20 protein-coding genes and 2 tRNA genes are annotated in these 19,433 nt (G+C 61.6%); 14 read left to right on the top strand and 8 right to left on the bottom strand.

The genetic code is table 11. The features are described from left to right. Positions 1-31 precede the first annotated feature (31 nt). The 7 genes from C5J26_RS07190 (at position 32) to C5J26_RS07220 (ending at position 7,647) form a co-directional block, all read left to right on the top strand. Positions 32-859: a glycerophosphodiester phosphodiesterase family protein gene (locus C5J26_RS07190; protein WP_105401155.1), complete on the top strand. Its 828-nt coding sequence runs from the start codon at positions 32-34 to the stop codon at positions 857-859. Then, on the top strand, positions 856-1,680 hold the full coding sequence (locus C5J26_RS07195; protein WP_105401156.1) for an inositol monophosphatase: 825 nt from the start codon (positions 856-858) through the stop codon (positions 1,678-1,680). The genes C5J26_RS07190 and C5J26_RS07195 overlap by 4 nt, the downstream gene beginning before the upstream one ends. A 209-nt stretch (positions 1,681-1,889) precedes the next feature. Continuing rightward, positions 1,890-2,921, top strand: a complete 1,032-nt coding sequence (locus C5J26_RS07200; protein WP_105401157.1) for an ABC transporter ATP-binding protein — start codon at positions 1,890-1,892, stop codon at positions 2,919-2,921. After that, a complete protein-coding gene (locus C5J26_RS07205; RefSeq protein WP_105401158.1) occupies positions 2,918-3,982 on the top strand; it encodes an ABC transporter ATP-binding protein in 1,065 nt (354 codons plus the stop codon). Before C5J26_RS07200 ends, C5J26_RS07205 begins: the two co-directional genes overlap by 4 nt. 56 nt (positions 3,983-4,038) lie before the next feature. Further along, complete coding sequence (locus C5J26_RS07210; protein WP_105401159.1) at positions 4,039-5,604, top strand: ABC transporter substrate-binding protein; 1,566 nt, start codon at positions 4,039-4,041, stop codon at positions 5,602-5,604. Positions 5,605-5,779: 175 nt separating this feature from the next. Further along, positions 5,780-6,739: an ABC transporter permease gene (locus C5J26_RS07215; RefSeq protein ID WP_046636899.1), complete on the top strand. Its 960-nt coding sequence runs from the start codon at positions 5,780-5,782 to the stop codon at positions 6,737-6,739. Beyond that, a complete protein-coding gene (locus tag C5J26_RS07220; protein WP_105401160.1) occupies positions 6,736-7,647 on the top strand; it encodes an ABC transporter permease in 912 nt (303 codons plus the stop codon). The genes C5J26_RS07215 and C5J26_RS07220 overlap by 4 nt, the downstream gene beginning before the upstream one ends. 74 nt (positions 7,648-7,721) lie before the next feature. Here the strand turns inward: C5J26_RS07220 and C5J26_RS07225 are convergent, their stop codons facing one another. Continuing rightward, positions 7,722-8,240 (bottom strand): hypothetical protein, encoded by a 519-nt coding sequence (locus C5J26_RS07225; RefSeq protein WP_105401161.1) that lies wholly within the window; start codon positions 8,238-8,240, stop codon positions 7,722-7,724. A 162-nt stretch (positions 8,241-8,402) separates the two neighbouring features. Here C5J26_RS07225 and C5J26_RS07230 point away from each other — a divergent pair, with 162 nt between their 5' ends. After that, positions 8,403-8,969, top strand: a complete 567-nt coding sequence (locus C5J26_RS07230) for a TetR/AcrR family transcriptional regulator (protein ID WP_172745772.1) — start codon at positions 8,403-8,405, stop codon at positions 8,967-8,969. Positions 8,970-9,085: 116 nt separating this feature from the next. Here C5J26_RS07230 and C5J26_RS07235 read toward each other — a convergent pair whose 3' ends face one another. After that, complete coding sequence (locus C5J26_RS07235; RefSeq protein WP_105401163.1) at positions 9,086-10,675, bottom strand: ABC transporter substrate-binding protein; 1,590 nt, start codon at positions 10,673-10,675, stop codon at positions 9,086-9,088. Positions 10,676-11,002: 327 nt separating this feature from the next. Between C5J26_RS07235 and C5J26_RS07240 the strand changes: the two genes are divergently transcribed. Genes C5J26_RS07240 through C5J26_RS07250 form a run of 3 tightly spaced genes read left to right on the top strand, consistent with a single transcriptional unit; the run spans position 11,003 to position 14,866 of the window. Then, complete coding sequence (locus tag C5J26_RS07240; protein ID WP_105401164.1) at positions 11,003-12,649, top strand: GMC family oxidoreductase; 1,647 nt, start codon at positions 11,003-11,005, stop codon at positions 12,647-12,649. Positions 12,650-12,683: 34 nt separating this feature from the next. After that, complete coding sequence (locus C5J26_RS07245) at positions 12,684-13,757, top strand: amidohydrolase family protein (protein WP_105401165.1); 1,074 nt, start codon at positions 12,684-12,686, stop codon at positions 13,755-13,757. A 5-nt stretch (positions 13,758-13,762) separates the two neighbouring features. Further along, positions 13,763-14,866 carry an amidohydrolase family protein gene (locus C5J26_RS07250; RefSeq protein WP_105401166.1) on the top strand — a complete coding sequence of 368 codons (1,104 nt, stop codon included), beginning with the start codon at positions 13,763-13,765 and terminating at the stop codon, positions 14,864-14,866. Between the two features lie 352 nt (positions 14,867-15,218). On the opposite strand, the gene C5J26_RS32570 is transcribed toward C5J26_RS07250, so the two are convergent. From C5J26_RS32570 to C5J26_RS07265, 4 genes are all read right to left on the bottom strand, one after another. Further along, complete coding sequence (locus C5J26_RS32570) at positions 15,219-15,407, bottom strand: hypothetical protein (protein WP_172724315.1); 189 nt, start codon at positions 15,405-15,407, stop codon at positions 15,219-15,221. Then, a complete protein-coding gene (locus C5J26_RS33175; protein ID WP_105401167.1) occupies positions 15,404-15,631 on the bottom strand; it encodes a hypothetical protein in 228 nt (75 codons plus the stop codon). Before C5J26_RS33175 ends, C5J26_RS32570 begins: the two co-directional genes overlap by 4 nt. Positions 15,632-16,320: 689 nt before the next feature. Continuing rightward, positions 16,321-16,629: a hypothetical protein gene (locus C5J26_RS07260; protein ID WP_172745773.1), complete on the bottom strand. Its 309-nt coding sequence runs from the start codon at positions 16,627-16,629 to the stop codon at positions 16,321-16,323. Positions 16,630-16,824: 195 nt separating this feature from the next. Continuing rightward, positions 16,825-16,899: transfer RNA gene (locus C5J26_RS07265), tRNA-Asn, on the bottom strand. A 192-nt stretch (positions 16,900-17,091) separates the two neighbouring features. On the opposite strand from C5J26_RS07265, the gene C5J26_RS07270 reads away from it, so the two are divergent. Beyond that, positions 17,092-17,346 (top strand): hypothetical protein, encoded by a 255-nt coding sequence (locus C5J26_RS07270; RefSeq protein ID WP_245282820.1) that lies wholly within the window; start codon positions 17,092-17,094, stop codon positions 17,344-17,346. A gap of 10 nt (positions 17,347-17,356) precedes the next feature. Here C5J26_RS07270 and C5J26_RS07275 read toward each other — a convergent pair whose 3' ends face one another. After that, entirely contained in the window at positions 17,357-17,998 is a 642-nt protein-coding gene (locus C5J26_RS07275; protein ID WP_245441115.1) for an exopolysaccharide biosynthesis protein, read from the bottom strand. 427 nt (positions 17,999-18,425) lie between these two features. Here C5J26_RS07275 and C5J26_RS07280 point away from each other — a divergent pair, with 427 nt between their 5' ends. Further along, a complete protein-coding gene (locus C5J26_RS07280) occupies positions 18,426-18,704 on the top strand; it encodes a hypothetical protein (protein ID WP_105401170.1) in 279 nt (92 codons plus the stop codon). 34 nt (positions 18,705-18,738) lie between these two features. Here C5J26_RS07280 and C5J26_RS07285 read toward each other — a convergent pair whose 3' ends face one another. Continuing rightward, a complete protein-coding gene (locus C5J26_RS07285; protein WP_172716999.1) occupies positions 18,739-18,999 on the bottom strand; it encodes a DUF982 domain-containing protein in 261 nt (86 codons plus the stop codon). A 267-nt stretch (positions 19,000-19,266) separates the two neighbouring features. Here C5J26_RS07285 and C5J26_RS07290 point away from each other — a divergent pair. Beyond that, a tRNA-Cys gene (locus C5J26_RS07290) sits at positions 19,267-19,340 on the top strand. Positions 19,341-19,433: the final 93 nt, after the last annotated feature.

Consider the following 19,433-nt stretch of genomic DNA (forward strand, 5'->3'; position numbering starts at 1 on the left):
GCGCTCAAGGCGCCCTATGAAAGAAACCCCCATGAATTATAGAGACTTCATCGCCGATCCGGCACGTAGGTGCGCCGTCGTTGCCCATCGCGGCGCCTGGCACGGCGCTCCGGAAAACAGCCTGGCGGCCATCGAGAACGCCATCGCGCTCGGCTGCGAGATCGTCGAACTCGACGTGCGCAAGAGCGCCGACGGCGAGCTTTTCCTGATGCATGACGATACGCTGGAACGCATGGCCGACATCGACCGCGATGCCGAGACTTTCACCATGGCCGAGCTGCAGGCAATCGCGCTCCGCGAAGACGACGGCGGCGAAGGCCGGGCGTTTACCGACCAGCGTATTCCGACGCTGAAACAGGCACTAGAAGTCATCCGCGGCCGCATCTTCGCCGATCTCGATCTCAAGGATCGCGGACTTTTCTCCGAAGTCGCCGCCTGCGCCCGCGAGATAGGCGCGGCCGCCGATGTCGACCTCAAGACGAAGGTTTACAGCATGGCCGACGTGGAATGGGTGCGTGCCCAGAAGATCGACGGCGTGCCGTTCATGGGCATGGTCCGTTTCACCGCCGAAAACACCGGCGATGCGCTGGCAGTGCTCTCCGAACTCTCGCCCTTCATGTGCGAAATCCGCTTCGACAGCCTCGAAACGATCGCCCATCACCGCGATGCCTTCGCCAAGGCGGGCATGGCGCTCTGGGTCAACACGCTCGACCAACCGGGCAGCGGCGAATGGACGGACAGTGCGGCGCTTGCCAACCCCGATCTGATCTGGGGCCGGTTGATGGACGCGGGCATCAGCGTTATCCAGACGGACCAGCCCGCCGCATTGAAATCCTACATAAAGGCTCGCCGAGCATGACGATCATTTCCGAGGCAGTGCTCCAGTCCCTCATGGAGGATATGCGCCAGGCGGGGGAGGCGGAGATTCTGCCTCGTTTCCTCGGCATAACGGCGGATGGCATCCGCGCCAAGACCGCCCCGGACGACATCGTCACCGATGCCGACCTGGGTGCGGAACGTCGGCTTTCCGCAGCACTCGCCGGTCATTTTCCCGAGGCGCTGATCGTCGGCGAGGAAGCGGTCTCGGCCGATCCGGCTCTGCTCGACCGGCTGGCGGATGCCGAACTCGCAGCGATCATCGATCCCGTCGACGGCACCTGGAACTTCGCCCACGGCGTACCGCTGTTCGGCATGATCGTGGCGATCGTTTCCGGCGGAAACACCGTCGCCGGGCTGATCCACTATCCGTTGACCGGTGATTTCCTCGTGGCGCGGCCGGGCGAGGGGGCCTGGCATGTCTCCCGTGACGGAACTCGAACCCGCCTTGCCGTGGCCGCGCCGGTTCCGGTCAGCGAAATGAGCGGTTTCGTGCCGCTGCACATGTTCTCGTCGCAAGAACAGGCGGCGTTCGCGCCGCGGGTCCTGCGTTTCGGCCGTACCACCACATGGCGTTGCTCCGCCTTCGAATACCGGATGGTGGCGACCGGAGCGATGAGCTTTTCGCTGAATGCGGACATGAATCCGTGGGACCATGCGGCAGGCGAACTGATCCACCGCGAAGCCGGCGGCCATAGCGGACTTCTGAGCGGCGAACCCTATCGCCCCGCGATGGCGAAAGGACGGTTGCTGCTTGCACCCGATGCGGCGAGCTGGGAGGCCATCCGCGAGAGCCTGAGCTGAAAGCCCGAGCTTCGGACAACGGCAATTTTCATTCTGGCTTTCGTCATCGTGACGTGTAATGTATACATGATCGGGCTCTCGGGAGGAGCCTATATCGCGTATCAGGATCCCTGACGGGGCTTCGGCGCGGTGAGGAGAATGCGTAGCAGCCGCCCGCATGTCACATATTGATCAAGCGGGCAGCGGACTGATAGGAGGATCAGGGCCGGATGCAGCAGCTTGCCGAGACCACGATGGCCGGCCAGGACACGCTTCTGGATATCCAGAACCTGACGTTGTCACTGCGTGACCAATCGGGTTGGGTCGAAGTCCTCAACAATGTTTCGCTTTCGGTGAAGCCGAAGGAAATTCTCGGCGTCGTCGGCGAAAGTGGCTGCGGCAAGTCGATGACCGCGCTCTCCATTCTCCGGCTCCTGCCGCCGCGCGATTCTCGCCTTGGCGGCCAAATCCTGTTCGGCGGCCAGAACCTCGCCTCCTGTTCCGAATCGCAGATGAATCGCATTCGCGGCCGACACATCAGCATGATTTTCCAGGAACCGATGAGTGCCCTCGACCCCGTATTCACCGTGGGTTACCAGATAGAGGAAACCCTTCAGCGGCATTTCAAGCTCAGCCGTCGAGAGGCTGCGGAGCGCGCCATCGCGGCGCTGGATTCGGTCGGCATCGCATCGCCGCGCCACGTCGCCACGCTTTACCCGATGAACCTTTCGGGCGGCATGCGCCAGCGTGTGATGATCGCCATGGCGCTGGTCTGCGAACCGCGCCTGCTCATCGCCGACGAGCCGACCACGGCTCTCGACGTGACGATCCAGGCGCAGATCATGGACCTGCTTTTAGGCCTGGCCGACCGCACCGGCACGGCCATCATGTTCATCACCCACAATCTCGGTCTGGTCGCGCAGAGCTGCCATCGGATGGTCACCATGTATGCAGGGCAGGTCGTCGAGGGCGGTCCGGTGAGGGAGGTCATCGCCGGCCCCCGCCATCCCTACACGGCCGGTCTCCTGCACTCGATACCCGACAGCAACCGCGCGCGCGGCACGCTGCCCTCGATCGCCGGTCGCGTCCCGTCGCTGCGTCAGATGCCGAAGGGCTGTCGCTTCGGGCCGCGCTGTTCCTATTCAATGCAGCCCTGCGAACTGCCCCAAAGCATCGAGAACGAGGGCGTAGAGGATGTTGATCGCAGGGAAGTGCGCTGCAATCGCTGGGAAGAACTCGCATTGAGAGGGGTCGGGGCATGAGTTTGAGCGCTCCTTCCGGGCAGTCGGCGCTTGATGTCGATGATCTGCATGTCACCTTCGGCAATCCGCGGCGAGGCTCGCTGATCCGCGCCGTCGACGGGGTCAGCTTCAGCGTTCGCAGGGGCGAGATCTTCGGCGTGATCGGCGAATCCGGTTCCGGAAAATCGACGCTTGGCCGCTGTCTCGTCGGCCTGCTCAGCCCAAGCGGCGGCGGGGTTTTGCATGACGGTATCGATCCGTTCAAGTTTTCCCGCCGCCAACTCAACCGCCACCGGCGCAAGTATCAGATCGTCTCTCAGGATCCGAATGCGGCTTTCGATCCGCGCATGACCATCCTCCAGAGCATCTGCGAGCCCTTGAACATAGCCGGCGAGGGGACGAGGGCCGAGCGCCGCGAAAAGGCGTTTGCGATGCTTGACCGGGTGTCGCTGTCGGCCGAAATGGCCAACCGTTATCCGCACGAGATTTCCGGCGGCCAGAAGCAGCGCGCCAATATCGCCCGTGCGCTGATGCTGGATCCGAACGTGATCGTCTGCGACGAGGTGGTGGCGGCGCTCGACGTGTCGATCCAGGCCGACATGCTCAATCTATTCGCCCGGCTGCAGGAGCAGTTCGGCCTCACCTACGTCTTCATCAGCCATGACCTGCGGGTGGTCAGCCATATCAGCGACCGGGTGGCCGTCATGTATTTCGGCAAGATCGTCGAGGTCGGCCCCGCCCACGCCGTAATCGAAACGCCGCTGCATCCCTACACGGAGGCGCTGCGCTCGGCCGAACCGGAGATCGACCCGACGGTCGCCGATGCCCGGCAGAGGATCATCCTGCAGGGCGAGATACCGAGCGCGATCGCCCCGCCAAGCGGCTGCCGTTTCCACACGCGCTGTCCGCGGGTGCGCGACATCTGTCGCACGCAGGAACCCCGGCAGCGCGAATTGCTGCCCGGGCGGCATGTCGCATGCCATTTCGCCGAGGAGATGCTGGGCGAAAAGGAGAGGAGAGGTCTTGACTTGCGGAAAGGGACGGCAGCCGCCGAGGCGCCGCCGCGCAGGGCGCTGACATGATGTGACGCTGATATTGCGGCCGGGCACGGCCGGTCATGGATGATGGAGGAGAAGACGTGACCACAAATCTATTTGGAAAGATACCGGATATTAGCCGTCGTTCGCTGTTGACGGGAACGGTCGCCGCCGGAGGCCTGGCCCTGCTGCCTGCAACCGTGCGGGCTCAGGCCCCGCAACCGAGATCCGGCGGCACTCTGAGGGCCGTGATGCCGTTCAACCCCGCCGCGCTCGACCCGCTGACGGGCCGTAACAATCCCGACTTCAACGCCCTTCTCCTGATGTTCGACGCGCTGATCGGCTTTGATCCGCAGACGCTCGAACTGCAGCCGATGCTGGCCACCTCCTGGAAGTTCACGGACCCTACAACGCTGGTTCTCGAACTGCGCCAGGGCGTCGAGTTCCATGACGGCACGCCGTTCAATGCCGAGGCGGTGGTCTTCCACCTGCAGCGCTGCAGCACCTATGATCGTTCGAACGTGAAATCGGATCTTGCTGTCGTCGGCAAGGTCGAGGCGACCGGCCCCTATCAGGTTTCGCTGAAGCTGAAATATCCGGACGCTACCTTGCCTGCGATCCTGACCGACCGCGCCGGTCTCATCGTGTCGCCTGCTTCGGTCAAGGCTGCCGCGGGCGGCAATGTCGACCGCGCGCCTGTCGGTACCGGGCCGTTCAAGTTCGTCGAATGGCAGGACAACACCCTTATCAAGGTCGTGAAAAACGCCAACTACTGGGGTGAAAAGCCTTATCTCGACGGCGTCGACATGCGCATCGTCAACGAGTTCAATACGGCTGTGCGTACGGTGACGGCCGGCGAATCCGATATCGTTCTCAACATGAGCGCGCAGCAGATGGCTGTGGCCAAGCGTGACCCGAAGCTGATCGCCGAAGCGACGCCCTCGATGATCTACTACACCGCCTTCCTGAATTACGGTGAGGGGCCGCTGAAGGACGTTCGCGTTCGGCAGGCGATGAACTGGGCGCTCGACCGGCCGGTGCTCAATCAGGTCCTGTGGGGCGGTCTCGGCGGCGGACATTGCAGCATGTTCCCGTCAGGCTTCTGGGCCAACGACCCGGCGACCGAAAACTATTACAAGCTGGATCTCGACCGCGCCAAGTCGCTGCTGAAGGCGGCAGGTTTCGCAAACGGCATCGAGATCGCCACCTTCACCTGGGCCGACCAGGCGGCGGTGCAGCGTCAGGAAGTCCTGGGCGCCCAGCTTGCCGAGGCGGGCATCCGGCTGAAGGTCACTCCGGCGCAGCCGGCGCAGACGATGCAATACTTCCTCACCGAGAAGAAGGGTCAGATGCTGATGACCCCGACCGGCGGTCTTCCGGATCCGGCAACGGCCTACGATCGCCAGTTCTCGGCAACGGCCTACCGCAACGCGGCGAAGATCGAACTGCCGGGCTATCGTGAGCTGATGGATGCGTCGATGAACACGTTCGACAATGCCAAGCGCAAGGACGTGCTCCACAAGATGCAGAGTTTCGTGCTGGAAAACGCCCTGCATCTGCCGCAGTTCTCGTCTGCCGGCATCATTATTCGTACGCCCAAGGTGCACGGCTTCAACTTCAGCCTGCTGCAGCGCCCGCGCTTCCACAAGGTGTGGATGGAGGCCTGAGCCTCAAGCGATGCGATCCCCGATGCGACCATCGCGCCAGGGGATCGCCCGGAACCGGAGCGCTGCGGTTTTGCCCGTGCCGCCCCCGCATCGGAAGGCTGCGTTTCTGCGCGTCCGGTGTTCCCGCGCCGGCCCCTGAATTGGCCGGCGTCAATTGCGGATTGACGGAGTATCGATGATGTACGGCGTCCCCGGGATGGTTGCGCAAAGGCTCATGCAGCTGGTGCCCGTGATGATTGTGGCCACCTTCGTGGTGTTTTCCCTCGTCTACATGATGCCTGGCGACCCGGCCATGATGATCGCGGGCGACTATGCGACGGCGGAACGGATCGCGGAAATCCGCCAGATCTACGGATTCGACCGTCCGATGCTGGTGCAATATTTCTTCTGGCTGGGAAATGCCCTGCAGGGCGATCTCGGTCATTCGCTGTTCTCGAACGAATCGGTTCTGCGGCTGATCCTTTCGCGCCTGCCGCACACGGTCCTGCTGGTGCTCTATGCGCTGGTTCTCGGCGCCGCGCTGGGCATTCCCCTCGGCATTCTTGCCGCGACGCGCCAGGGCACCACGCTCGACAAGATTATCACCAGCGTCGCCTCGCTCGGTGTCGCGGTGCCCAATTTCTGGCTCGGCATCATTCTGGTGACGCTCTTTTCGCTCGGTTATCGCTGGTTCCCGGCGACCGGCGCGGTGTCCGTCTTCGAAAAACCGCTGGAGTCGCTCTATTACGCAACCCTTCCGGCGGTAGCGCTCTCCACCGGCGTGGTCGCGGTTCTGGCGAGGCAGGTGCGCAGCGCACTGCTCGAAGTGCTGGGCTCGCAATATATCCGCACGCTGCGGGCCAAGGGGCTTGGTTCCGGCGCCATCCTGTGGAAGCACGGGCTGCGTAACGTGGCGGCGACGATGCTGACGATTGCCGGCCTGCAGGTGAACCGGCTGTTTTCCAGCGCCGTCATCATCGAGGCGGTCTTCGCCATCCCCGGCGTCGGCAACCTCATCAGCTATTCGGCGCTCAACAAGGATTTCCCGGTGGTGCAGGGCGTGGCGCTCGTGCTGGTGCTGGTGGTGATCCTCACCAATCTCCTGGTCGACGTGCTCAACGCGACTTTCGATCCCAGAGTGGCAGCCTCCACATGACCGATACGAACATGACCGCGATCACCCCAACCGCTGCTGCGCCGGCAGCCAGGGCGACCCTTCCGCCCCCCGTCCGCTTCCGCTTCTGGGCCTGGCTGTGGGGCGACAAGCGGGCGCTGATCAGCCTTGCCTATCTCTCCGTCCTGGTTCTGGCGGCGATCTTCGCGCCGGTGATCGCGCCCTATGCGCCGAACAAGCAGAACCTGATGGACCTTCTGGCGCCGCCGAGCGGCGCGCACTGGCTCGGCACCGACGACCTTGGCCGCGATACGCTGAGCCGGCTGATATACGGTTCCTACAACGCGCTTTATGCCGCGAGCCTCGCCGTCGGCATCGGCGTGGCGATCGGCGTGCCGCTTGGCGTGTTCATCGGTTTTGTCGGCGGCTGGGTCGACCAGGTCGGCAGCCGCATCATCGACGGGGTTCTTGCCTTTCCGCCGCTCGTGCTGGCCGTCGCCGTGACAGGCGCGCTCGGCATCGGTCTCACCAATGCCATGATCGCCGTCGGCTTCGCCTTCGCGCCGGTGCTTGCCCGGACGATGCGGGCGCAGACGCTGGTGGTGAAGAACGCGCTTTATGTGGAGGCAGCGACCGGTTTCGGCGCATCGCGCCTGCACCTGATCCTGCGCCATATCCTGCCCAATGCCATCCAGCCTGTCATCGTCGAGGTGACCCTGATGCTGGCCGTGGCGCTTCTGGCGGAGGCTGGATTGAGCTTCCTGTCGCTCGGCGTCCAGCCCCCTGAGTCGAGCTGGGGCGGCATGCTGGCGCGCGCCTACCACTATGTCGAGGTTGCGCCCGAGCAGATGTATGCGCCGGGTTTCGCCATCCTGTTCACGGCGCTCGGCTTCAACACGCTCGGCGAATCGATCCGCGTGCTCCTCGATCCGACCATCAAGCGCCGGTAATTCCCGATTTTAGAGCAGATCCTGTTCAATCCGGGTCATATCCGGCAGGTCCTTGCGATCTTGTCTTGTCGACGTCATCGACGATGTCTTCGTTCGGCTTTGCGCCTTCCAAAAGCCGTCAGTCCCCACGGCTTGTAAATGGAAAGCAGGAGAGGAATGAGAAGCACGATCAACCCTGCCGCAGAATGGACTACGACCGAAAGCTGAATTCGCCCCAGTTCTGGGGGGAAAGGGAGTCTCGCAACACTGGCATCGGCCAGTCTGGCAATCCCTGGCAGCTGTGCAAGGAGAACCGCTAGAATAGCTATGGAAATTACCAGCTTGGCGAGCACCCACCAATGATCGAGTAGTCGCCATGGGGTGAAGAGTGCTTGAATGATGCCAAGCAGCAGCGCCGAGCCAAGAAGGGGGACGATAACGACCAAGGTGATCAAGTCCATCGATGGATAAACACCCAAGAACAACTCCGTTTCTGACGTCACCAGCCCTGTTCCCGCCAAAGCCAAAAAGGTGGCGACGGAGCCTATTGAACCTACCGAGGTAGCGACGTGAAGAACCAGGGCTGCCTTTCGAACATGCGGACTGAAGAGCATCTGAATCCTTTGAGTGGGCGTGAGCGATAACCCCTCCTGCTTGCTGGCTATCGGGAGCGGGCGTAATATTCGGTGACACGTTGTCCAGGATGGGATCAACGAACAGAATGCGCAGAATGAAGTTTTTTGGACACTTGGCTGCGAATGACCAGTGGAGGACGCATGCAGGCTCCAATTCGGGACCGGCGGATCAACCGTACCCGCACCACCCTTCAACATGCGCTGAAAAGCCTCATTCACTCCAGGGGCTACGAGAATGTGACAGTCAATGACATCTGCACGGAGGCGAACGTCGCGCGCTCGACCTTTTACCTGCATTTCACCGGCAAAGATGATCTCAAACGAAGCGTGTTCGAGCACCTGCTCAACGAAATCGAAAGGCAACGTCCAAGTGGCTCAAACATCCCCTTCGACTTTGTCGAACCGATTTTCCAACATGCCCGCAATCACTACGGCTCCTACAAAGCCCTCCGGCGCGGACGAGGAAGAACAATTGCTCTGGCCCGAATAGATCAAATATTTGGAGACCTCATTCGAGAGCAGGTTCATACCTCGGATGTCTCTGCAGAGGAGAGCTTTATTCCTCAGCCGATGATCGTCGCGTTCTACACCGGAAGCTTTATGGCCCTGCTTATCTGGTGGCTAGATTCCGGAGCACGAATAGCGCCAGAGCAAATGGCGTCGATGTATCGCCGTCTCGCCTGTGCCGAACTCCCACCGCTTAAGTAGCTTACAAATCTGTAAAGCTTGGGAAAGGTGAGTGACAACGGAGCAATCTAGATGCGAAACAGCCCGGCCTCGCGGTCGGGCTGTTTCGTCGCGTCTATCGTATCTTGGTATGCGGATCACGCGGTCTGGTCGAGCCAGACGCGATGGAAGCGCGGCGAGTGCAGCCGGTCGTACCGGAAGTCCTTGACCTTCTTGTTGCGGATCGACATGGCGGCCGAGGTCACCAGCGGCAGGTGCAGGGCCTGCTCCACGACGAAGCGCTGAAGTGCGGCAAATGCCTTCTTGCGTTCGCCGGCATCGGCCGAAGTACCTGTCGCGGTGAGCAGCTTGCGGAACTGCGGATCTTCCACCTTGCCGGCGTTGAACTGGCCGGTCGCCCCGAACAGCCGCTCGTAGGTCTGGCTCGGATCGAGCCACCCACCCTGCGGGTTGAGGATCATCGCGCCCTGACCCTCGATGTAGAAGCGTTGGTTGACCACCTGAGGGGGCGTGGGGGTGACCTTGAGGCGGATGCCGACCTGTTCGAGCTGGTTGCCGACCAGTTCCATGCGCTGCATCGACGTCTGGTCCGGCCAGCTCCAGGTTTCGACTTCCAGGCCCTTCGGATACCCGGCCTCCGCCAGCAGGCTGCGCGCCTTGTTCGGATCATGCTTGTAGAAATGTGCCGTGTCGGCATCCACCGCCCAGAAATCCTTGGGAAACATGGTGGAGGTTGGCTCGCCGAGGCCGAGCATCAGGACTTGGTTCAGTTCGTCGCGATTGATGGCGTAGTTCATCGCCCGCCGGACCCGGAGGTCGTTGAGCGGCGGCTTGGCGAAATTCATCATCAGGGTGAAGAAGATCATCGAAGGATTGGCTTCGGCCGTCAGGTCCTGCACCCGGCGGGCGGTGGCGATCTGCTGCGCGGCCATGTTGAGCGCAAGATCGGTTTCACCGGCCGTCACCGTGCGGGCGGCGGTGTTGAGCTCGTTGATGATGCGGAAGTTGATGCCGTCGAGATAGGGCAGGCCCGGCTGCCAGTAGTTGGGGTTTTTCTCGACACGGATCAGGTCGTTGTCGCGCCACTCGGCGAACTTGAACGGTCCGGTGCCGACGGGATTGCGATCGACATTGCCGTCGGCAGCCGCCTTGATCGAGGCGGGCGAGACGATGCAGCCGACGCGGCCGGTCAGGATGGTCGGCAGCGAATAGTTCGGCTGCTTCAGCTTGAGCGTCACTTGGCTCGGGCCGGTGACCGCCACCGACGCAACCGAAACCAGGTCCGATTTTACGTTGGAGCGCGGATCGTTGATGAAGCGGTCGAGGTTGAATTTCACGGCCTCGGCGTTGAACGGGGTGCCGTCATGGAATTTCACGCCATCGACGAGGTTGAGCACCAGCGTCGTCGGATCGGTGAAGGTCCAGTCCTTGGCCAGCATCGGCTTGAGCTCGAGCGTCGCCGGATCGAAGGCGATCAGCGCGTCGAACAACGCATAAAGTGCGTTGAAGTCCGGCACGTTGCGCCCGGTCATCGGGTCGAGTGCGGCCGGGTTGAACGGCATGGCAATGCGCAAGGTGCCGCCCGGTTTGGCCTGCGGCGTCTGGGCGAACATCTGCCCGGGCAGCAGCATCGCGCCTCCGAGCGCTGCGCCGGACGCCAGAAGCGTTCTCCGGTTGATCCTGCTGTCATGGATGATTGACGGCACGCCGTCCTTCGTCTTGCTCATCTCTGGGCTCCTCCCCAATGAAACAAACTGATGAAACAAACTCATGCCGACAAGACTGGTGATGCATACATCACACCCGCGATTCGGCTTCCTCCTCCCGAATTGCGACAACCTGCCGTAGGGGAAACCTACAACAGGAGGATATCGATGTATACTTTTGTATTCGGTTTTGCCGCAACACGACTTCCTTCCAGCCGGCTCGTATGCCATGATTATACGGGAGGCTGTGATTGTGCGGTCGTTGTGTCCTTTGCTCTTCCGGTGCCCGTTTTGGCGCCGTGATCGCGAGGCGCGCGGCTGCCTGTTGCGGAAAGTGGAGGAGAGACCATGGGTGCGTTCGAGCATTCCCGTATCTACGATTACGTCATCGTGGGCGGTGGCACGGCAGGCTGCGTTCTGGCCAACCGGCTGTCTGCGGACCCGACGGTCGAGGTGTTGATGATCGAGGGCGGCGGCGAGGGGCGCGGCTTCTACGTCGACATGCCGCTCGGTCTCGCCCATCTCATCGGCAGGCCCCAATATGACTGGCTCTACAAGGGCGAGCCCGAACCCTACCTCAACGGCCGTCAGCTCGCCCTGCCGCGCGGAAAAATGCTCGGGGGCAGTTCCGCGATCAATGGCCTCATCTATGTGCGCGGCCATGCCTATGACTACGATCAATGGGCGCAGCTCGGCAATCGTGGCTGGTCCTGGGAAAGCGTGCTGCCCTATTTCAAGCGCTCCGAAACGTTCCATCGGGCCGGTTCCGAGGCGCACGGCACCGAGGGTGAATGGGCGGTTTCCGATCCCAATGTGCGCTGGGAGGCCCTGGAAGCCTATCGCCAGGCGGCGATCGAGCAGGGTCTTCCCGCTGCCGACGACTACAATTCCGGCGACAACGAAGGCGTGGCCTTCTTCGTCGCCACCATCAAGAACGGCGTGCGCCATTCCACCGCCCGCGCATTTCTGGAACCTGTCCGCAACCGCCGCAACCTGACCGTCGTGACCGGCGCTCTCGTCGACAGGATCACCCTGGAGGGCAGCCAAGCGAGCGGAGTCGTGTTCAGCCTGGATGGCCGGAACCACGAGGCGAAAGCGGGGCGGGAAGTCATTCTGTCGGCCGGTGCCTATAGCTCGCCGGCCATCCTCGAACGCTCCGGCATTGGCGCTCCGGACCTGCTCGCATCAGCGGGAATAGAGGTGCTGCACGCATTGCCGGGTGTCGGCGAAAACCTGCAGGACCACTGGCACATCAGGGTACAGCACCGGCTTCGCAATACCCACACGCTGAATACCCGCGCCGGAACGCGGTTCGGCCGGATGCTGCTCGGCATGCAGTATCTTGCGACCAAACGCGGGCCGCTTGGCGGCTCGCCGACGCTGTTGGGCGCCTTCCTCAAGACCACGCCGGATGCGCCGGCGCCGGAAATCCAGATCCACGTCTCCGGCGCCACCTCGCCGAGTTTCGGCGGCGCCATGCATCCGTTCCCCGGCATCACCTCGTCTGCCTGCATCCTGCGGCCGGCAAGCCGCGGCTATTGCCATGTTGGGGGCAGGGACCCTTCGGCTCAGCCGCGCATCCTGCACAATTTCCTGAAGGAGGAGGCCGACCGCGAAATCCTGATCCGGTCGATCGAAGCGGTCCGGAGGATCGCTGTGAGCCCCGCCATGGCGCCTTTCGAGCCGGAGGAAATCGCGCCGACCGCAGCCGTGCAGTCGCAAGACGAAATGCTCGACTACGCGCGCCAAACCCTCAACACCACCTTTCACCCGGTCGGCACCTGCAAGATGGGCCGCGACCGCATGGCGGTGGTCGACGATCGGCTGCGCGTTCACGGTATCACCGGGCTGCGCGTCGTCGACGCCTCGATCATGCCGACCATCGTCTCCGGCAATACCCAGGCCCCGACCGTGATGATCGCGGAAAAGGCGGCGGATTTCATCCGCGAGGAAAGACTGGGGCTCGAGGAAAAGATGGGGACGCAGGCGGCATGAGGCCGCGCATACGAAAGCAGCACAGATGTTAACGATGAGCGAGACGCACAAGAAGATGGCTAGATTCGACACCGCCGGGGCGATCGATTGCGACGTCCACCCGCCGACACCGCGTCGCGCCGACCTGCTTCCCTATCTCGACGACTACTGGCAGGAGATGGTGACGTCACGCGAAGTCGACGTGCTGGAACTGATGGGATATCCGGAGCGCACGCGTCCTTATATGCGGCCGGACTGGACATGGAGCGGCGATCCGCTCGCGCAGATGCAGAAGAACCTGCTCGACCCGTTGGGTCTCGGAGGCGCCATCCTCAATGTGGTTTCCGGAGCCCACGCCCTGTTCGATCCCTACCTCGCAGCCGCCATATGCCGCGCCACCAACGACTGGCTCGCCGACAAGTGGCTGAGCCGCGACAGCCGGCTCAGGGCATCGATGCTGGTACCTTTCCAGAATGTCGAGGCCGCGGTCGAGGAGATCGAGCGACGGGCCGAGGACAAGCGTTTCGTGCAGGTCCTGACGCTTGCGATGACCGAGCTGCCGCTCGGCCGCCGCACTTACTGGCCAATCTACGAGGCGGCGGAGAAACACTGCCTGCCGATCGGCATTCATGCGGGATCGAATTTCCGCCACGCGCCGAGCCATAGCGGCTTCCATTCCTTCCTGATCGAGGACCATGTGGTTCAGCCGCAGGGTTTCTCCACCCAGGTCGCGAGCCTGATTTCCGAGGGCGTCTTCGTCAAATATCCAAAGCTGAAGGCCGTGATGATCGAGTCCGGCGTGACCTGGATGCCGGCGCTGATGTGGCGCATGAGCAAGGACTGGCGCGGCACCCGCATCGAGGTGCCGTGGGTCAAGGACGCACCGGCCGACATCATCCGCAGGCATATCCGCATGACCTCGCAGCCCTTCGATGGCCCTGACGATGTCGAGGACGTCGCCAAGACGCTCGACCATTTGCTCAGCGATGATATGCTGCTGTTCTCCTCGGACTATCCCCATTGGCATTTCGAGGGGCTGGACGTGCTGCCCGAGGGCCTGCCGGAAGCCAAGGTGAACAAGATCCTTCGCGACAACGTTCTCGCCACCTATCCGAGATTTGGAGGCTGATCCCCATGGAAACCCCGGTACTCGAACGTAGCTCCGAAAAATCCCAGATGCAGGGCGTGGTGGATTGCGACGTGCATCCGGCTTTCTCCCGGCCGGACCAGTTGCTCGACTACCTGCCCGAACGCTGGAAAACGCATGTGCGGGATTTCGCGGTGCGCACGGCAAACCCCTTGCTCGGCACGCTGCCCTATCCGCGCATGACGCCGGGCAACGGCATGCGCCGCGATTCCTGGCCACCGAATGGCGGCCCGCCAGCCTCCGATCTGGCATTCCTGCGGCAACAGCTGCTCGAAGAGTGCAACATCGACTACGGCATCCTGCAGCCGCTCGCAGCCGGCAGCGTCGCCTTCAACCAGGAGCTTGGCGCCGCACTTTGCGCTGCCCTCAACGACTGGCAGATCGACAAGTTCGCCGGGCCGGAACCGCGCCTGAAGGCTTCCATCTGCGTGCCCCAGGAAGACGCCAGAGAATCGGTTGCGGAGATCGACCGGCGCGTCACCGACCGTCGCTTCGTGCAGATCGCCATGCCGCCGCGCACGCTAGAGCCCTGCGGCCGCCGCCGCTACTGGCCTATCTACGAGGCTGCTGAACATTACGGCCTGCCGATCGGGCTGCACACCAGCGCCTTCGGCTACCGCCCGAATACGCCGTCCGGCTGGAGCTCGTTTTATCTGGAGGAGCACTACGCCGCCTCCAACAGCCTCCAGACCGTGCTCTCCAGCATGATCCTCGAAGGCGTGTTCGAACAGTTCCCGAAGTTGAAGATCGTGCTCGTCGAAGGCGGGTTCTCGTGGCTGCCGTCACTCGTCTGGCGGCTCGACCGGGAATGGAAGCGCATGCGCGACGAGGTTCCGCATGTGAAGCGCAAGCCGTCCGAATATGTGCGCGAGAACTTCTGGTACACCACCCAGCCGATCGAGGAGCCGGAGAACAACCGGCATCTCCTCGATATCCTGCGCTGGATCGGCACGGACCGCTTGATGTTCTCGACCGACTATCCGCACTGGGATTTCGACGATCCGCGTTTTGCCTTCAAGGTGCCGCTGACGCCGGCCGAGCGCTCCGCGATCTTCCGCGACAACGCGGTGGAATTGTTCGGCCTGAAATAAGCTCGGCGGAGAACCCGGTCCCGGAAAAGCGCCCGGCAACCCGCCGCGTCGTCGCGTGGGCTCAACAAGGCTCGCGGCGGCGATAGGGTGAAAGTCTGATTCAGTGGCGCCTGAAACGACAAAAGCGCGCCAAAAAGCGCGCTTTTGTTGAAAATGGCTCCCCGGGCCGCGGCCACCAGTCGGACTTGGTCTCCGGCTCCAGCAGCTTCGGGATATCGTCGACATGGAATCAGCATGGATCTGCCGATCTTCTTCACAACGCCTATGCGGCGAGCCTTCTCCCATATTGTGCGCGGGGCAAGCGTGACGCCGGCCGATGCCTTGATACGTTCGGAAATCTGCTGGGGCGACATCAGCCCGTCGAGTAGGCCGGGAGTTTGGTCTTCTGCCATGCAACACCTTTTTCCAACGAAAACACAGATATGCCGTCGGCAAGGTTGCCGACAACGTTGCCGATGTCTCCTCTGTGGTGGTGGCGCTGGTGAGGCGTTATTGGAAAGCTATTCAGCGTTTTGGCGCGGCCAAGCGTGTCGAGCGTCACGAATAACCACCCAGAGCCAACAGAAGTGCGCCTGCCGCGATTATGGCTAGGCCTGGCCAGTTTTTCGATATTCCCAGGTACCTGAGGCCCTGGCGCCGTGGCTCAAGCGTGCCGCCGCCTTGCGGCATTCGATGCGGATCACTCGGTCTTCGACCAAGTGCAGACGAAAAGAGAAGAAGAAGTCCGCCGATTATTAGGGCGGCACCGATCAGGATTGCCCACATGGTAGTCTCCGCTAGCGTCAATGTGGATTAAACCAGAACCAAACTTGATCGTTCCTCTTTGTCAAAACTCACTTCGGGCGGGTTCGCCTATCTCATTAAAAAGCCCTCTCCCGGGCAAGGGAGAGGGCGTCGCGCCGGTCCGCCCTAGAGGCTGCCGAAATTATCTTTATCGATTTCGAACGGCAATGGTCCTGGCGTAAGGCTGCGTGATCCGGCCTAGCGCCTGCGGTAGCGCGGCGACCGGTAAACCGTTCGATCGCGGGGAGGGGCCTCATCCGGGGCTAAGGATTTGCTGGTGGCAGCATATTCTTGAAATAGCTGTAGGCCGTTTGAACCCACTCCGCGCCCGGCACCTTTCCCATAATCGGTATCGCCTGACTAGCGGTGTAGATCAATGCGCCAAGGACGGCGACGGCAACCGTTTTTCGAGCTTGTGATACCATCTCCTTCCCGAGGGATAGGAGTGGTTTTGAAATCGCCGACCAACGTTTTCAAGAGTGCGGACAAGTGAAAGCACATCCCGTTTGTCTGGATTTGGCTTATCGGTTGCCCATTGGCTCACGGTTTCGAGGGCATCCGCGACGGAAGGATCAACAGCCCCGGATTTCGCCACCTCTCTCGCGAGAGCCTTAGCGCTCTCAGCGACAGTGGCCACCGAAGGAAAATCGAGATCTACGGACAGCGCATTCTCACAAAAGGACCGCCACTGTGGAAACCGCGCCAGTGCCCGGAAAACGGTCTCGATATGGCCGAGGTGGACTGGCGATTGTGAAGTCTTGGAGATCTCGGATGAGCCGTTCAAGACCAGCCACGTCTGCCTCGCGAAGTGCATCGACCTTCGCGAGTTGTCTTCGAACCTCATCCCGCAGGGCGAAGAATGGCTGGGCTTTGATGTTGGTGCGAACTAATGGCTCTCGGTAGGAGAGTGCGCTCTTCTCGAGTCGATTGAGCCTTCTATCAATCTCGGTGAGCAGGTTGAAGAGTTTCGTCGCCTTCATTTTGCTCCCCGCAATCATAGGTCCGCCAGGGAATCATATCGGTGAGGCGCACGAAATTCCAGCAGGGCTTGATCTGGCAGACTTATCCAAGGGAGTCGAACCGGGTTTGCGGACTTCAAAAGTGGGGAGGGGAAGTGGGGAAGAAAGTGCCCATTATCGAAAAATATGACGATAACAGGCACTTAATTCTGAAAATGGCTCCCCGGGCCGGATTCGAACCGGCGACCTGTCGATTAACAGTCGAATGCTCTACCGCTGAGCTACCAGGGATCATCCGCGAAGGGTCGCGGCGTGTGCGGCGGGTAATACAAATGCTTTGTCGTTTTGCCAAGCGGTTTTTGCAAAAAAAACGAACTTGGTTGTTTTATCCCCGGTAAAGCCCCATTTCCCGGGCAAAGTTAGGCCTCTAACCGGTGAGGATAATCGAGAGTGGCAGGCGAACGGAAGCCGACGCGATTTGGAATGGACCCGCAAAGCGGCAAGCTGGCGCTCGGAAGCGTACAGATTCCCATGCCGCGCTCGCGGATCGGCCGGGTCATCGTCGGTCTCGTCCTGATTTTCTGCGGCATGCTCGGCTTCCTGCCGATCCTTGGCTTCTGGATGCTGCCGCTGGGTTTCCTGGTGCTTTCGCACGATCTGCCCTTCGTGCGGCGCCAGCGCCGCCGTATCGCGCTCTGGTGGGCAAGGCGGCGAGGCCGCAAGGCCGAGCAGCGATAAGGCTGCCCGATCAGGCGAACATCGACGCGATACCCTGGCCGGCGCTGAACGCCAGGTAAGCAAGCACGGCGAAATAGATTACCGTCACGACGTTGAAGAGGTAACCGCCGAGCACGATCAGCCCGTCGCGCTGGATCATGCCGGTCGACAGAAGCAGGATCGCGATCGCCGGCAGCGTATTGGAGAAGGGCACCAGACCCAGCGGAAACATCAGGAGCACGCCGCCGGCCGCGATTGCCAGGCCGTTCACCCGGTTGACGAGCCGCCCGGTGGTCAATGCGGAGATGCGCGGCTTCAGGAATCGGTCGAGGCGCGAGACGATGCTGACACCTTTTTCCAGCGCCGGCAGCAGTTTTTTCGTATCGAGTTCGCGGTCGAGGATTTTCTTCGGCAGCCACGGCAACCGGTTGGCAGTGATCGCCAGGCTGATCAGGATGATCGCCGCCCCGAACACGGTGCTGACGCCGGGGATCGACACGGGGAGGAGGAAGGGCAGGGAGGCGACGGCGCAGATGAGCAGCAGGCCCTGTTCGCCGACCGCGTCCATCAGTTGGCGCAACGTCACCGACTGACCCGAGATGCCGTCGATAAGCTGCCGCAGCGTGCCGCTCAGCGAGGATGAGGTATCGTCGAACTCGATGCTTGCGCTCACTCTTCGTTTCTCCATTCCGCTTCAAATGAGCGGTATGGATATCAACAAACCGTGTCCTCGCAAAGGCGCGAGCCACAACCTGCCAGAAACGTGAACGCCCGGCGTCTCATGGAAAATCAAAGGCTGCGCACTCCGGCAGGCGCTATCGGGCCGTTATCGAGACTGCGCCCAATAATCGTACGCCCCGCAGGCCAGCACGACCGCGAGGATCGCCAGGACCACCGGATTGAGCGTGGTGATGAATTCCAGATACTGCATTACGGTCTCCTCCTACCGCATCTTCGCCGCCCGGTGCTCCCCCACCCGGCAACGACATCATTTTAGCACAGTCGCCGGGCCGTCGCTACTTTAGTGTTGCCGCAGAGACTCTGGCGCATCTCCCCCCGAATCACTAGGATTGCTGCCGGGATTGAAGACGAGGGTGAACATGGGTCTGAGAGTGATCGAAGGCGGGCTTGCGGCCTGCGTGGCGAAGCCTGCCGATCAGGGCGAGATGCCGAGCCGCGACGACGTGCTTCGCGAGGCCGAACGGAGGATCAGGTCGACCGGGTACGAGACCTGGCGCAATCGCGAAACAATGACCGGCATACCGGTGCCGCGCGAAATCCGCTATCTGGCCATGCAGATCGGATTCGTGGCCGAAGCCATCGCCAGATTGGCCGATATTCCGGCTGACTATCGTTCCGACTTCTACTGGCCAGCGTAGGCGCCGCCATGTGATCGGCAGGGTTAGATCGAGGTCAATTCAGCATCTTCGCTTCGATACTGGCGAGGATGAAGGTTTCCCGCACCTTTTCCAGGGGGAGCTTGCGCTGCAGGCAGGCGGCGCATTCCTTCAGGGCTTTGAGGTAGTAGGTACCTTCGCGAACCGGCCAGCGCCAGTTGAGGTATTCCAGGGCTTCTTTTGGCCCGCGGATCGTTTCTGGGAAACCGTATCCAATGCGTACTCTGACCGGGGAACTCCACACGGCATCATCTGCTTCAGTTACGTTACTCGTCATGTCTACACCTTGCATTGCGGCGTAGGAAACTCATCCGAGAGGATTTGGTTGCCTGGGTTTGGTGAATTTTTTATGAAACCAGCCTGGATGCCATTCCGGCGCTCATCCCGAGGCACCGCGAACGCAGGCTTGAGGCGGGAATGCAGTTATCGACCTGCCGGCTGTGGCCTCGTGCAGGAAAAAAATGACAAACGGGCCAAACCCGCTTGCGCCGTTATTCGATTCGTTCTAAACGCCCGACACCACTCGCTCTTTATGCGTTCGGACGGCCTCGTGGCGGAGTGGTGACGCAGAGGACTGCAAATCCTTGCACCCGAGTTCGATTCTCGGCGAGGCCTCCAATTTCCCCTTCTTTCCGGATCTGTTCCTCAAATCCAAACGTACTTTGATACCAAGGATTTACCACACATATTTGTGTGCGCTGCAACATGGTT

It is taken from the genome of Neorhizobium sp. T7_12, from assembly GCF_002968535.1.
Taxonomy (GTDB): domain Bacteria; phylum Pseudomonadota; class Alphaproteobacteria; order Rhizobiales; family Rhizobiaceae; genus Neorhizobium; species Neorhizobium tomejilense.

Bases quoted from the DNA above. Each gene is read 5' to 3' on its own strand.
- C5J26_RS07190 (WP_105401155.1), top strand. From the start codon at position 32: ATGAATTATAGAGACTTCATCGCCGATCCGGCACGTAGGTGCGCCGTC.
- C5J26_RS07195 (WP_105401156.1), top strand. From the start codon at position 856: ATGACGATCATTTCCGAGGCAGTGCTCCAGTCCCTCATGGAGGATATG.
- C5J26_RS07200 (WP_105401157.1), top strand. From the start codon at position 1,890: ATGCAGCAGCTTGCCGAGACCACGATGGCCGGCCAGGACACGCTTCTG.
- C5J26_RS07205 (WP_105401158.1), top strand. From the start codon at position 2,918: ATGAGTTTGAGCGCTCCTTCCGGGCAGTCGGCGCTTGATGTCGATGAT.
- C5J26_RS07215 (WP_046636899.1), top strand. From the start codon at position 5,780: ATGATGTACGGCGTCCCCGGGATGGTTGCGCAAAGGCTCATGCAGCTG.
- C5J26_RS07220 (WP_105401160.1), top strand. From the start codon at position 6,736: ATGACCGATACGAACATGACCGCGATCACCCCAACCGCTGCTGCGCCG.
- C5J26_RS07225 (WP_105401161.1), bottom strand. From the start codon at position 8,240: ATGCTCTTCAGTCCGCATGTTCGAAAGGCAGCCCTGGTTCTTCACGTC.
- C5J26_RS07230 (WP_172745772.1), top strand. From the start codon at position 8,403: ATGCAGGCTCCAATTCGGGACCGGCGGATCAACCGTACCCGCACCACC.
- C5J26_RS07235 (WP_105401163.1), bottom strand. From the start codon at position 10,675: ATGAGCAAGACGAAGGACGGCGTGCCGTCAATCATCCATGACAGCAGG.
- C5J26_RS07240 (WP_105401164.1), top strand. From the start codon at position 11,003: ATGGGTGCGTTCGAGCATTCCCGTATCTACGATTACGTCATCGTGGGC.
- C5J26_RS07245 (WP_105401165.1), top strand. From the start codon at position 12,684: ATGAGCGAGACGCACAAGAAGATGGCTAGATTCGACACCGCCGGGGCG.
- C5J26_RS07250 (WP_105401166.1), top strand. From the start codon at position 13,763: ATGGAAACCCCGGTACTCGAACGTAGCTCCGAAAAATCCCAGATGCAG.
- C5J26_RS33175 (WP_105401167.1), bottom strand. From the start codon at position 15,631: ATGTGGGCAATCCTGATCGGTGCCGCCCTAATAATCGGCGGACTTCTT.
- C5J26_RS07260 (WP_172745773.1), bottom strand. From the start codon at position 16,629: ATGAAGGCGACGAAACTCTTCAACCTGCTCACCGAGATTGATAGAAGG.
- C5J26_RS07270 (WP_245282820.1), top strand. From the start codon at position 17,092: ATGGACCCGCAAAGCGGCAAGCTGGCGCTCGGAAGCGTACAGATTCCC.
- C5J26_RS07280 (WP_105401170.1), top strand. From the start codon at position 18,426: ATGGGTCTGAGAGTGATCGAAGGCGGGCTTGCGGCCTGCGTGGCGAAG.
- C5J26_RS07285 (WP_172716999.1), bottom strand. From the start codon at position 18,999: ATGACGAGTAACGTAACTGAAGCAGATGATGCCGTGTGGAGTTCCCCG.